Source organism: uncultured Alsobacter sp., assembly GCF_945952055.1.
Classification (GTDB): Bacteria; Pseudomonadota; Alphaproteobacteria; order Rhizobiales; family Beijerinckiaceae; genus Alsobacter.
Genome location: NZ_CAMFHB010000048.1, coordinates 16541 through 29168, shown reverse-complemented (window position 1 = coordinate 29168; position 12628 = coordinate 16541). Strand labels below are relative to the sequence as shown.

The 12628-nt window shown below is 66.4% G+C and carries 10 protein-coding genes; 6 read left to right on the top strand and 4 right to left on the bottom strand.

What is annotated here, in order from left to right; genetic code table 11:
• Positions 1-20: 20 nt before the first annotated feature.
• The 3 genes from mgrA to Q0Q47_RS25410 all read right to left on the bottom strand — a co-directional run bounded on the left by mgrA (position 21) and on the right by Q0Q47_RS25410 (position 2441).
• Positions 21-1064, bottom strand: a complete 1044-nt coding sequence (gene mgrA / locus Q0Q47_RS25420) for an L-glyceraldehyde 3-phosphate reductase (protein ID WP_293866812.1) — start codon at positions 1062-1064, stop codon at positions 21-23.
• 88 nt (positions 1065-1152) lie between these two features.
• Positions 1153-1878 carry an anti-sigma factor gene (locus tag Q0Q47_RS25415; RefSeq protein WP_293866809.1) on the bottom strand — a complete coding sequence of 242 codons (726 nt, stop codon included), beginning with the start codon at positions 1876-1878 and terminating at the stop codon, positions 1153-1155.
• Positions 1875-2441 carry a sigma-70 family RNA polymerase sigma factor gene (locus Q0Q47_RS25410; protein WP_293866806.1) on the bottom strand — a complete coding sequence of 189 codons (567 nt, stop codon included), beginning with the start codon at positions 2439-2441 and terminating at the stop codon, positions 1875-1877. Before Q0Q47_RS25410 ends, Q0Q47_RS25415 begins: the two co-directional genes overlap by 4 nt.
• A gap of 152 nt (positions 2442-2593) precedes the next feature.
• Here Q0Q47_RS25410 and Q0Q47_RS25405 point away from each other — a divergent pair, with 152 nt between their 5' ends.
• The 6 genes from Q0Q47_RS25405 to Q0Q47_RS25380 all read left to right on the top strand — a co-directional run bounded on the left by Q0Q47_RS25405 (position 2594) and on the right by Q0Q47_RS25380 (position 9378).
• The gene (locus Q0Q47_RS25405; protein ID WP_293866803.1) at positions 2594-3370 is read left to right on the top strand and encodes a DUF4394 domain-containing protein; all 777 of its coding nucleotides are present in this window, start codon (positions 2594-2596) and stop codon (positions 3368-3370) included.
• Positions 3371-3522: 152 nt separating this feature from the next.
• A complete protein-coding gene (gene kdgD, locus Q0Q47_RS25400; protein ID WP_293866801.1) occupies positions 3523-4458 on the top strand; it encodes a 5-dehydro-4-deoxyglucarate dehydratase in 936 nt (311 codons plus the stop codon).
• A gap of 109 nt (positions 4459-4567) precedes the next feature.
• Entirely contained in the window at positions 4568-6502 is a 1935-nt protein-coding gene (locus Q0Q47_RS25395) for an ABC transporter substrate-binding protein (protein ID WP_293866799.1), read from the top strand.
• Between the two features lie 71 nt (positions 6503-6573).
• Positions 6574-7731 carry an enolase C-terminal domain-like protein gene (locus tag Q0Q47_RS25390; protein ID WP_293866796.1) on the top strand — a complete coding sequence of 386 codons (1158 nt, stop codon included), beginning with the start codon at positions 6574-6576 and terminating at the stop codon, positions 7729-7731.
• Positions 7732-7780: 49 nt separating this feature from the next.
• Positions 7781-8533 (top strand): FadR/GntR family transcriptional regulator, encoded by a 753-nt coding sequence (locus tag Q0Q47_RS25385; RefSeq protein WP_293866793.1) that lies wholly within the window; start codon positions 7781-7783, stop codon positions 8531-8533.
• Between the two features lie 350 nt (positions 8534-8883).
• The gene (locus Q0Q47_RS25380) at positions 8884-9378 is read left to right on the top strand and encodes an RNA pyrophosphohydrolase (RefSeq protein ID WP_293866790.1); all 495 of its coding nucleotides are present in this window, start codon (positions 8884-8886) and stop codon (positions 9376-9378) included.
• A gap of 235 nt (positions 9379-9613) precedes the next feature.
• On the opposite strand, the gene Q0Q47_RS25375 is transcribed toward Q0Q47_RS25380, so the two are convergent.
• The gene (locus Q0Q47_RS25375; protein ID WP_293866787.1) at positions 9614-12100 is read right to left on the bottom strand and encodes a hypothetical protein; all 2487 of its coding nucleotides are present in this window, start codon (positions 12098-12100) and stop codon (positions 9614-9616) included.
• Between the last annotated feature and the right edge of the window lie 528 nt (positions 12101-12628).

Below are 12628 nucleotides of genomic sequence, written 5' to 3'. Positions count from 1 at the left end.
GTCGGCGCGCGTCCCTCCGCTCAGCCCTGCTGCGCCGCCCTCTCCATCGCGGCCGCCCAGAGGTTGACCCCGTCCTTCACGAGATGGCCGTCGATCTCGGCGAGTTCCTCGGGAGAGAAGGCCAGGTTCTTCAGCGCCGCGACGCAGTCGTCCACCTGCTCGGGGCGGCTGGCGCCGATGAGCGCGGTGGTCACGCGGCCGCCACGCAGCACCCAGGCCAGCGCCATCTGCGCCAGGGTCTGGCCGCGCCGGCGAGCGATGGCGTCGAGGGCCCGCAAGCGCGTCACGTTGTCCGCGTTGAGGGAGGCGAGCCGCAGCGACTTGCCCGCCGCCGCGCGGCTGTCGTCGGGAATCCCGGCGAGATACTTGTTCGTGAGCTGCCCCTGGCCGAGCGGCGAGAAGGCGATCGAACCGATGCCTTCCGCGTCCAGCACGTCGAGCAGGCCGTCGTCCTCGATCCAGCGGTCGATCAGCGAGTAGCGCGGCTGATGGATCAGGCACGGCGTCCCCATGGAGCGCAGGATCGCGGCCGCCTCGCGCGTGCGCGCGCCGGTGTACTGGGAGATGCCGGCATAGAGCGCCTTGCCCTGGCGCACGGCCGCGTCGAGCGCCCCCATGGTCTCCTCGAGCGGCGTGTTGGGGTCGGGACGGTGCGAATAGAAGATGTCGACATAGTCGAGCTTCATCCGCTTCAGGCTCTGGTCGAGGCTCGACAGCAGGTATTTGCGGCTGCCCCACTCGCCATACGGCCCGGGCCACATGCGATGGCCGGCCTTGGTGGAGATGACGAGCTCGTCCCTGAGCCCCGAGAAGTCGGTGCGCAGGATCTCCCCGAACGCCTCCTCGGCCGAGCCGGGCGGGGGGCCGTAATTGTTGGCGAGGTCGAAATGGGTGATGCCGAGGTCGAAGGCGCGCCGGCAGATCTCGCGTCCGACGGCCGCCGGCTTGTCATGGCCGAAATTGTGCCACAGCCCCAGCGAAATGGCGGGCAGCATGAGGCCGCTGCGGCCGCAGCGGTTGTAGAGCATCCGCTCGTAGCGGTTCTCGGCGGGCACATAGGTCATGGGCGCTCTCCCTTTTGGAGCGCACAGTCGCCGCGCGATGTCCGCCTGTCGAGCCCTCGCGACCTTCGCCAGCGCGGGTCGGCTCTGTTCAGAGCGCCGTGCTCGCCGTGCCCTTCATCAGGACGGGACCCGTCGGACGGCCCGTCGGGGAGCCCTTGGCATCCTCGAGCGTGATCTCGAAGAGCTGGTCGGGCCCGGGGCGCGGCAAGCCGTCGAGACGCAGGGGAACGCTGCGGGCCTGGCCGATCAGCCCGACCGAGACCGGGCCGCGCGCCCGATCCCACAAGGTCCAGATCTCCAGGGCCTTGCCCGGCGGAACGGCGATGGACTCCAGCGGGACCAGCTCGGTGCGCCCGTCGGCGAAGGCATTGACGATGGCCGCGGGCTTCGACGTGTCGGTCACGAGCACCGCGACCAGCACGGGGGTCCGGGCCGCACGGTTCAGCGCCGCGACGAGCCCGGTGGCCAGCATGACCGCCGCAAGCCCCGCGGCCAGCGCGGCGGGGCGCCAGAACCCCAGGCTGCTCCACAACGACGGACGGGCCTGGCGCACCGGCCGCGGCACCGCGCGGCTGTGCACGACCGCCGCCGGAAGGCTGGCGACGCTGGCCTCGATCGACGGCCAGAGCGCGGCGGACGGGGTGATGGCTGGCGCGCTGAGGTCCAGTTCCGCGAACCGGTCCTGCCAATCGCGGTAAAGTCGCCCGTAGGCGGGATCGTTGTCGAGCATCTGCTCCGCGCGGTCTCGCTCGGCCCCGTCGAGAAGGCCCATGACATGTTCGGCGGCCAGCCGATCGTCGTCGCCGGCGCTCATGCCATGCACTCCTTGAGCGCCAGGACGCCGCGCCGGATCCAGGTCTTGACGGTGCCCAGCGGCAGGCCGAGCCGGCCTGCGATCTCGCCATGGGTGAGGCCGTTCACATAGGCCAGGAGGATCGCGTTGCGGCGCACCGGATTGAGCTTCTCCAGGCAGCGGCGCAGCGCCCCCGTATCGGACAACCGCTCGACGGCCTGCTCGGGCGTCTCGCCATCGTCCTCCAGCCCCATCGGCTCGAAATCGTCGACCAGATCCGTGCGGCCCTCGCCGCGCAGGATGTCCAGCGCGCGGTTGCGGAGCACCGCGTAGAGCCAGGAGCGGGCATCGCCGCGGGTCGGATCGAAGCTCGCGGCCCGCTGCCAGACCTTCACGAAACAGTCGTGGACGGCTTCCTCGGCGATGTCGCGGCGGCGCAGGAGCCGGATCGCGACGCCGAGCATCCGGGCCGCCTCGCTTTCGTAGATGAGGCGCAGCCCACGCCGGTCGCCGGCCGCGCACAGCCGCAGCGCCTCGGTGAGTTCCTTGGGCCCGGCCAAGCCGGCAGAGGTGATGGCCGTCACGAGAGGGTTCCGCGTGTCATCCGGACGATACTGTCCCGGCAGCGGTCCGGATGCATCCTTGAAAAAAGAAAATTTTGCTGCATCCGGGGGCGGGTCCGTGGCGGTAGCCGCCCTGCAAGCCGGCTCGACCGGCGCCAGAACGGAGACCTTTCATGTCACGCATCGCGCTTGCCTGCCTCGCCACCGTGCTCTCCGCCGGCACGGCCTTCGCCCAGCCCGTGGCCGCCCTCGTGGGTGGGGACACGCTCGCCATCGTCGACGCCTCGGCCCGCAAGGTGAGCAAGACCATGAAGATCGCCGGACTGCCGGCACCCCTGGTCGGCATCGACGTGCGGCCGGCCGACGGCCAGCTCTACGGTCTGTCGGCGGACGGAAGCGTCGTGACGATCGACGCCATGGCGGGCAAGGCCACTGTCAAGGTCAAGCTCGAGACGATGCTGCCGGCCGGGACCGGCGCGACGGTGGACTTCAATCCCGTCGCGGACCGCCTGCGCATCATCGGCGAGGACGGCACGAACCTGCGCGCCAACGTCGACGACGGCAAGGTGGTCACCGACGGCAAGCTGCGCTTCGCCGAGACGGACATGCACAAGGGCGAGAAGCCGCGCATCGTGGCCGGCGCCTACACCAACTCCATGAAGGGTGCGAAGGAGACCGCCCTCTTCGACGTCGACGCCACCATCGGCGCCCTGATCAAGCAGGCTCCGCCGAACGACGGCGTGCTCAACGCCGTGGGCAAGTTCGGACCCAAGGGCATGCACTACGCCTTCGACATCGTCACCAAGGCGGACGGCACCAACGAGGGCTGGCTGATGATCGACGACACGCTGCACGCGGTCGATCTGGCCACCGGCAAGGCCACGGCCGCCGGCAAGATCTCTGGCCTGACCGGGCCGGTGCGCGACATCGCCGCCCTCCCGGCCATGTAAGCGAGCCAAGGCAAGCCCTGCCGACGCGCCGGGGTCGCCTGCATGGCTGCCCCGGCGTCACGGCACGGCCGCTCCATTGACGCCCCCTCGATTGGTTGTACGATGACCGTATGACTAGGACGCGCATCCACGCGCGTCATCGAGGACCGTTCATGACCTTCACTCCCACTGCGCTGCGGACGGCCGTCGGCAGCGGTCTGCTCTCCTTCCCGGTCACCCATTTCGATCAGGAAGGCCGGTTCGACGAAGCCCCCTATCGCCGGCACGTCGCCTGGATGGCGGGTTACGCCCCCGCGGCCCTGTTCGCCGCCGGCGGCACCGGCGAGTTCTTCTCCCTCACCCTCGACGAGTACCCCGCCATCATCCGGGCGGCCGCGGAGTCCGTGCCGGCGACGATGCCCCTGATCGCGGGGGTCGGCTACGGGACCGCCATGGCCGTGCAGTTCGCCCGCGCCGCGGAGAAGGCGGGCGCCCACGGCGTCCTCGCCCTGCCGCAATACCTGGTCGGGGCCGAGCAGGAAGGCCTCTACCGCCACGTCAAGGCGATCTGCGACAGCGTCGGCATCGGCGTCATCGTCTACAACCGCGACAACTGCGTCCTGACCGCCGACACCGTGGCGCGGCTTGCCGACGCCTGCCCCAACCTGATCGGCTTCAAGGACGGGGTCGGCAACGTCGAACTGCTGATGGCCGTGCGCCACAAGCTCGGCGACCGCCTCACCTATGTCGGCGGCATGCCGACGGCCGAAGTGCACGCGCTGGCCGGGCAGGCCATGGGCATCACGACCTATTCGTCGGCCGTGTTCAACTTCATCCCCGAGTTCGCGGCGAGCTTCTTCAAGGCTCTGCGCGGCCACGACCAGCCGGCGCTGGACAGGATGATCCAGGACTTCTTCCTGCCCTACCTCGACATCCGCAACCGGCGGCCGGGATACGCGGTGAGCATCATCAAGGCCGGCCTGCGCCTGACCGGCCGTCCGGCGGGCCCGGTGCGGACCCCCTTGATCGACCTGACCCCGAAGGACGAAGCTGATCTCGCATCGCTTCTCGATCGCTGCTTCGGCAGCCGGGCGATCGCCGCCGAGTGACACGCATGCCGCGGGGCCCCGCCAGTCGGGGCTCCGCACACGTCCCGCGCAGACGCCGCCAGAGCATCGCGCGCACCCTTCAACGAAGCTGATCCATGGGAGGATCGCCATGAAAGACGGCACCACCGGCGGGCTCGACCGCCGTCACGTTCTGATGGGGCTTGCGGGCGGCGCCACGCTCGCGCTTGCCGGCCCCTCGCTCGCCCAGGCCGCCAAGGAATCGGCGGACCTCGCCAAGCTGGTTTCCGAAGGCAAGCTGCCGGCCCTGGCCGAGCGTCTTCCGGCCAATCCCCTCGTGATGACCCCGGTCGACGGCATCGGCAAGCACGGCGGCACCCTGCGCCGCGGCCTGCGCGGCTCGGCCGACCACAACGGCATCCTGCGCCTCGTCGGACACCAGGGCCTGGTGCGCTGGAACCCGCAGTTCACCGAGGTGGGACCCAACGTTGCGGAGAAGTGGACCGTCAACGACAACGCCACCGAATTCGTCTTCACCCTGCGCAAGGGCATGAAGTGGTCGGATGGCCATCCCTTCACGGCCGACGACGTCGTCTTCGCGATCGAGGACTGCGCCAAGAACACCGACCTTTTCAAGTCCGTGCCCTCGCAGCTCGTGATCAACGGCAAGCCGGCGACCGCCAGCAAGGTCGACGACGTCACGGTGAAGATCACCTTCGAGAGCCCCTACGGCACCTTCCTCGACCAGCTCGCCACGCCGCTCGGCCAGCACCCGACGCTGTTCGCCAAGCACTACTGCTCGCAGTTCCACCCCAAGTACAATCCGAAGGTCGCCGATCTCGTGAAGGCGGCCAACCTCTCCGACTGGCCGACCCTGTTCCGCAACAAGTGCGGCGATATCGAGATCCCGCAGCGCTGGGCCAATCCCGAGCGGCCCACCCTCGATGCCTGGGTGATCGAGGAGCCCTACACCGGCGGCGCCACCCGGGTGACGATGAAGCGCAACCCGTACTTCTGGCAGGTCGACCCGTCGGGCAACCAGCTGCCCTACATCGACCGGGTCAACTTCAACATCTACCAGGACACGGAAGCGCTGATGCTCGACGTGGTCTCGGGCCGCATCGACCTGCAGGACCGCCACATCGACAACATCCAGAACAAGCCGACCCTGTCGCAGAACATCCAGAAGGGCGGTTACCGGCTGTTCGACCTGGTCAACGCCGACAGCCAGATGGTTCAGATCTACCTGAACATCACCCACAAGGACCCGAAGGTCCGCGAGCTCTTCGCCAACAAGGAGTTCCGGCAGGCGCTGTCCATGGGCATCGACCGGCGCGAGATCATCGAGCTCGTGTTCCTGGGCCAGAGCCAGCCCTGGCAGTTCGGGCCGCGGCCCGAGCACCCCTGGTACCACGAGAAGGCCTCGCGCCAGTTCACCGAGCACGATCCCGCCAAGGCCAATGCCGCGCTGGACAAGCTCGGCCTGACGAAGAAGGACGGCAACGGCATGCGGCTTCGCGCCGACGGCCAGAAGGTCTTCATCGCGGTCGACGTCATCACCGCCAACCCCTACCAGATCGACGCCCTCGAGCTCGTGAAGCGCCACTGGGCGGCGATCGGCATCGACATGAAGGTCAACGTCATCGAGCGCGCGCTCTACTACACGCGCGGCGACAACAACGACCATGACGCGGCGGTGTGGGGCGGCCCGGGCGGGCTGGATCCCATGCTCGACCCCCGCGACTTCTTCGCCCAGCATCCCCAGGGCACGCGCTACGCGATCCCGTGGGCCAACTGGTACGTGTCGGGGGGCAAGTCCGGGCAGGAGCCGCCGGATCACCAGAAGAAGCGCATGCAGCTCTTCGCCGAGGCGAGCGGCACGACCGACCTGAAGAAGCGCGGCGCGCTGATGAAGGAGATCTTCGACATCGCCGCCGACCAGTTCGAGATGATCGGGCTGTGCCTGTCGGTGAACGCCGATGGCGTCGCCCGCAACGCGCTCAAGAACGTGCCGAAGAAAGTGCCGAACTCCTGGAGCTTCGGCAGTCCCGGCACCGCCGGCACCCAGCTGATGTATTTCGGCTGAACCCTCGACCGGGGGCCGCCTCCGGGCGGCCCCGCCCGCATCGACGCCCCTCCTGCAGAAAGCCTCGTCCCGTGAAGATCACCGACGTCAGCACCAAGACCTTCGTCTACACGACGAACCAGATGAAGGATTCCGACGGCCACTCGCATCCGGGCCCGCCCCGCGAGGCGAAGATGACGCTGTTCACGATCACCACGGACGACGGCACGCAGGGCTGCACGGTGGTGAGCCCGCGCGACGCCCGGGAGGACCTCCTGGCGAACTACGTCCGGCCGGTGCTGATCGGCGCCGACCCGATGCGCACCGAGAAGATCTGGTACGCCCTCTACAAGTGGCAGCGCGGCAGCGGCTTCGCCCTCGACGACCGCACGCTGACCACCGTCGATCTCGCGCTGTGGGACCTCGTCGGCAAGATCACGAGGCAGCCGGTATGGAAGCTGCTCGGCGGCTATCGCGACAAGATCCTGGCCTACGGCTCGACCATGTGCGGTGACGACCTGGAGAACGGGCTCGCGACGCCGCAGGATTACGCCCGCTTCGCCGAGTGGCTGGTGAAGGAGCGCGGCTACAAGGCGGTGAAGCTGCACACCTGGATGCCGCCCATCCCCGGCGCGCCCAACGTCAAGTCGGACTACCTGGCCTGCGCCGCCGTGCGCGAGGCCGTGGGCCCGGACATCCCGCTGATGCTCGACCCCAACCACTGGTACAGCCGCGCCGACACGCTCTGGCTGGGCCAGAAGCTCGAGGAACTCGGCTACCTGTGGATGGAGGAGCCGATGGAGGAAGCGTCGATCTCCTCCTACCAGTGGCTGTCGGGCAACCTGCAGAAGCTCAACATCCTCGGGCCCGAGACCATGCTCGGCAAGCACTGGACCCGCGCCGAGTGGGTGGCGAAGAATGCCTGCGACATGGTGCGGACCGGCGTCTGGGACGTCGGCGGCATCGGCCCGTCGATGAAGGTGGCGCGCCTGGCCGAAAGCTTCGGCATGAGCTGCGAGGTGCACGGCACCGGCGCCGGCAACCTCGCCGTCTGTGCCGCGATCCAGAACACGACCTACTACGAGCGGGGCCTGCTCCACCCGTTCATCGACTACGACAAGCCCCCGGGCTACCTGAAGCGGATCGACGACGAGATGGACGCCGACGGCTACGTCCATTTGCGGGAGGACGCGGGTCTCGGCCAGGACATCGATTTCGACTATATCGAAGGCCATCTCGTCACGAAGTGACGGTGCGATTCCCGGCGCCACGGCGCCGGTCACCCACGGCGGGGAGCCCATGCTGACCACGAAGTCCGGACACCTGGCTCCCTCGCCCAGCCTGACCGCGCGGCTCGTTTCGCAGATCCGGTCCGAGATCGTGGGCGGCAAGCTCGCCGTGGGCGACCAGTTGCCCACGGAAGCCCAGCTGATGCAGACCTTCGGCGTCAGCCGCACCGTGGTGCGCGAGGCGGTGGCGGCACTGCGGGCCGAGGGGCTCGTCACCACCCGCCAGGGTCGCGGCGCGTTCGTGGCCGCGGCCGGCACCGGCGTGCCCTTCCAGGTGACGCCGGAGGAAGCCTCCTCGCTCACCGACATCCTCATGATCCTGGAGCTGCGCGCCACGCTCGAGGTCGAGGCGGCGGGCCTCGCCGCCGAACGGCGCACGCCGGCGGACCTGGAGCGCATCTCGAAGGCGCTGGCGGAGCTGGAGCGCCAGATCGAGGCCGGCGCCGATTCGATCGAGGCCGACTTCGATTTCCACATCGCCGTCGCGGATGCCGGCGGCAACCCCTATTTCGGTCGTGTCCTGCAGTCGCTCGGCGCCGCGCTCATCCCGCGCCGCCGCGTCGAGTTCGAGACGCCGGCCCTGCGCCGCGCCTATCTCGACCGTGTCCAGGCCGAGCACCGGGCCATCGAGACCGCCGTGGCCAAGGGCAACGTCGGCGCCGCCCGCAAGGCCATGGAAAAGCACCTCAGCGGCTCCCGCTACCGCTTCCGGCTCCGCCTCGGCATCGAAGGCGACACCGCCGTGGCAGGCGTGGCGGACTGATCGATCGTACGTCCTTCGACACGCCTGCTTCGCAGGCTGCTCAGCGATGTGAATCCATCTCCAGCGCCGCATTGCACCTGACGTTCCGCGTGCGCGACCACCTCTCAGCCGTCGTGCCCGGGCTCGGCCCGGGCATCCACGACTTTGCCGGGGCCATTCTGAAGTCGTGGATGGCCGGGCCGAGCCCGGCCAGGACGCGGAGAGGGACATGCGAGCTGGACAACGAACGCTTCACAACCTCTCCGGATGGGGACGTTGGGGTCACAGAACCTTACAATGGTCCTCATCCTGAGCACGCCGCGCAGCGGCCGTGTCGAAGGACGCACGACACTCCAACTTCGGACCTGCCGATGACACTCCCCTACCGCCCGAACGTCGGCATCGCGCTTTTCAATGCCGAAGGTCTCGTCTTCGCCGGCCGCTCCCATGCGGCGGGCCCGGAACGCATTGAGCCCGGCTTCGAGTGGCAGATGCCGCAGGGTGGCATCGAGCCAGACGAGGAGATCGTCGCCGCCGCGCGCAGGGAACTGGCGGAGGAGACCCGCGTGACCAGCGTGTCGTTGCTCGCGGCGACCGATGAATGGTGGGCCTACGATTTCCCGCCCTATGACGGGCCGCCCCACAAGCTCAGCGCCTTCCGCGGCCAGCGCCAGCGCTGGGTGGCGTTCCGGTTCGAAGGGCCGGACAGCGAGATCGACGTGCTCGATCCCGGCGGACCGGAGATCCCCGAGTTTTCGGAATGGGGCTGGTTTCGGCTGTCGGCGTTGCCGACGATGGTGGTTCCGTTCAAGCGCGAGGTCTATGCCCGCGTCGTCACGGCCTTCGCGGCCCACGCCGCCCCCTGAAACGCAAAACGCCCGGCGTGAGCCGGGCGCGGTCGTCGGTCGCGGGACCGAACGCTGTCCAACCCCCGAGCCACGTACAGACCAGAAAGTGAAGTGTTGGCGAATAGCGCCAAATACTCGCGAGTGTAGTCGTCGACAATAGCCGACACCCGTGCGGCACGATGGGCCCGTCTCAGTTGGCGTACAGGGACTGACGTAAAGCGCAAGGTGATTGATGCGTTCCTCGGCGACCCGTTCAGATCCCGATGGCCTTCACCGCGGAGTGTCCACTATCGAGCATGTCGCAATCGGCCAATCGCAAACGATGCCCTGTCGTTTGGTAGAAGCGTTTCGCCTCCAGAATCATCTCCTCCCTAAGCCCCGACCCGGCGACCTCGGCTTGCAAGAGCCGAAACTCGTTCGCGAGGATGAAGTGGTGCGAGCGTTCGCACTCGTCGACCAGCCGACGAAGCTTTGCTCTCGATTCATCCTCCAAAGTATCTGATCGGATGGCGAGGCGAAAACGCTCGAGCTGCAGTTCCAACGACGCGATGAAGGTGCATTCGTTCCGCGTCACATACGGATGGTTCAGGAGTTGCGCCAATTTCTCTCGAGCAACGTCCAAGTTCCCTTCGCAGCGAAGCACCGCCACTTCCATGGTAAGAAACGGAATGATGTCGTTCGACACGCGGCCGCCTCGCTTCGCCGCAAATTCTTCCATCGACTGAAGGTTCTCGACCACGATTCCACGCGCCCGTCGCAGCTTCGCCATATCGGCGGCGGCGCCGCGCATCAACGCGACCGCCAGCTTCCTCGCAGCCTCACCATCGAGCGACCGGCCTCTGATCGCCCGCTGCAGCGCATCGGCAAGCTCAAACTGGGACAACGCAGTATCCAGATCGCCGGCATGCATCTCCAGCTCCGCAGATCGACTGAGGATGCGCACTGCGCCGCTTTCCAGCGATGGAGCAAAGGTTCGGCCGCCGATTGAGTCCCTCGGGCTGCCCGTGGCGATCCGGGTCGCAGCCATCGCGAATGGTTCCAGCAATGTACGGATGTCGTCGACCTGCCTACCTTGGCGCAACTTGATGATGCTTTCGATGCTCTTGGCATCGCACAGCTGCCGCCATCGTTCCGACGTTGCGCTGTCCGCCCCAGTTCCGATCGCTTGCGTAAACTTCGTGAAGTTGGGCTCTAACCGCCTGAGAACCGCGAGGCCACGATAGGAAAGCTCCTCGGCAGACAGGAGGCGTCCAGTATGCATCCAGCATAGCGCCGTCTCCTTGTACAATTCAGCCAACGGGATATCCGCCAGCGGTATGCCTCGTTCGACGGAGTCAATAAGCCGCTCCAGGATTCGAGCTTTTGCGTGATACTGGCCATGGAGCCGCGTAGCTTGGAACGCCCGATCCAACAGGAAGGGGCGCGCGGCCCGCTCGTAGGCGATCGACCAGAGATGGTAGTCGTTAAGGCTGTCGTGGCGTGCCTCGAAGCGCCCAATGATTTCATCGGATAGGGGCGTCTGTTTCTTTTTTTGCCGCCTGTTGCTGGGCAGCAGCATTATGAGCCGCGTTACGTGGTGGACGAATGCATCCACGGCCTCGATGGTGATCCCGTCAGTGGCTGAGGCCCTCTTGATCATTCGCCAACTGAGGAGAGCGCTGCGCCAACTTATTCTCTCAAGTTCGTCGCGGCTCGTGTTTTCATCGTAGCCTCCGATCGCGACAATCCGATCAATCTCGGATGACAGGAACCCGCGAACCAGTCCATGGAGGTCGTAGGACTGCTCCGTCTCGACGACGAACGGCAGTGCCTTAACGGCGTTCTGAAGATCGGCGGATCTGCCGATCCGCTTGATGGCCGTTTCTCGGACCAACTCCATGAGATGGACCTTAGAGACGGGCCCAGGCATCAACGCAAGCAGCCTGAGGAACGCGTGAGGGTGAACGTAGCTTGCCTCATAACGCGCGGACGGCGTCAGTTCCTCTGTTTCCTCTAGGCGATTTAAATACTTAAGGATGAAGTTGCCTGATCGAGCGACGGCGCTCTCGCCTGAATCGGAACCCCGCTTCAGGTCATCGATGTATCGTTCGACCTGTATCGCGCTCAATTGGCGTATCTCCTCGGCCACGACGGACAGCGCCATCGGCATTCCGTAGAAGTACTCTGCGATTTGGCCTGCGAGATGATCAGATAGCTTGTCGGCGCCGACGCTCCGTAAGAACGATATGGCCTCTTCGCGGACCAGTGGCCCGATCTGCTCTCGAATGAAGCTCACGTCCGACGGCAGCTGATCGACAAATCGGCCGTCGGCGATCGCTTCGCCGTTGTTCTCCATTACCAGGATAACGGAAGTCGGGCTATCGCGTCCGGTTAGCCCAGCGACCACCGCCATGAGGTCACTGACCGACAGCCTTCGACCGGGTGCCGCCCCCAGCATCCGCGGCCCCTCGCGAAATTGATCGTAGCGGAGACCGTCAAGCACCACCATGTCGTGCTTGGCAGCGGCGCGGGCTATGCGCTTCGGGGACTTGTCGTTGACCAGGAAACCCTGGCGTTGAAGCTCTGGCTTGATCTGGTCGACAGTCAGCTTCGCGCAGTTGAGGTACACTAGTTGCGCAAAATTGGCCCGGAGGACGGAACGGTAGAGATGACCTACGAAGAAGCTCTTGCCGACTGATGTCGGCCCTTCGATGAGCACCACGAAGCGATTGGTCCGAGACGCCAGCAGCCTGTCAGCCACGGAGCGTGAGAGTCTCATACGGCTCTGTGGTATAGGGTCGGAGTCGTAGACCCGCGGAAACTCGTCCAATTTGGACGGCCGTGTCTTCGCCAACAGATAGGCCTGATTTATGGCCTCGAAAGACTCGAAGCGATCCGAGAAAAAGCCACTAGGTAGCCCGAAGGCCCGCGCCAGGACCGAGAGCTCGTATGTCGTGACTAAGTTTGTGAGGTCGTTCTCCAACTTCGCAATCTTCTGGCGGGCGTATGCGTCGTCCGGAACGTCCTTGAAACGTCGCCGACCAGCGGGCGGGTCGCCCGTCTCGATCTCACTGCACCTCCTGTAGAGCGACGTCTGGCTGAACCGCGGCCGACGACTCTCGTCCATGTCCAATTGACGCCTGACGTACTTTATCGCCTGACCGACTGGAACGACGTTGGAAGAGATGGAGTTGGACGCACCGCTCATAGGCAACCCGCGGAGACAAACATAGGTAGTTTCGTGGGTACAATGACAGGCGGCACGCGTTCCGCAAGGGCGAGTCGAATA

What these genes read in the sequence shown, in the direction of transcription:
- mgrA (WP_293866812.1), bottom strand. Translation starts at nt 1,064, where the DNA reads ATGACCTATGTGCCCGCCGAGAACCGCTACGAGCGGATGCTCTACAAC.
- Q0Q47_RS25415 (WP_293866809.1), bottom strand. Translation starts at nt 1,878, where the DNA reads ATGAGCGCCGGCGACGACGATCGGCTGGCCGCCGAACATGTCATGGGC.
- Q0Q47_RS25405 (WP_293866803.1), top strand. Translation starts at nt 2,594, where the DNA reads ATGTCACGCATCGCGCTTGCCTGCCTCGCCACCGTGCTCTCCGCCGGC.
- kdgD (WP_293866801.1), top strand. Translation starts at nt 3,523, where the DNA reads ATGACCTTCACTCCCACTGCGCTGCGGACGGCCGTCGGCAGCGGTCTG.
- Q0Q47_RS25395 (WP_293866799.1), top strand. Translation starts at nt 4,568, where the DNA reads ATGAAAGACGGCACCACCGGCGGGCTCGACCGCCGTCACGTTCTGATG.
- Q0Q47_RS25385 (WP_293866793.1), top strand. Translation starts at nt 7,781, where the DNA reads ATGCTGACCACGAAGTCCGGACACCTGGCTCCCTCGCCCAGCCTGACC.
- Q0Q47_RS25380 (WP_293866790.1), top strand. Translation starts at nt 8,884, where the DNA reads ATGACACTCCCCTACCGCCCGAACGTCGGCATCGCGCTTTTCAATGCC.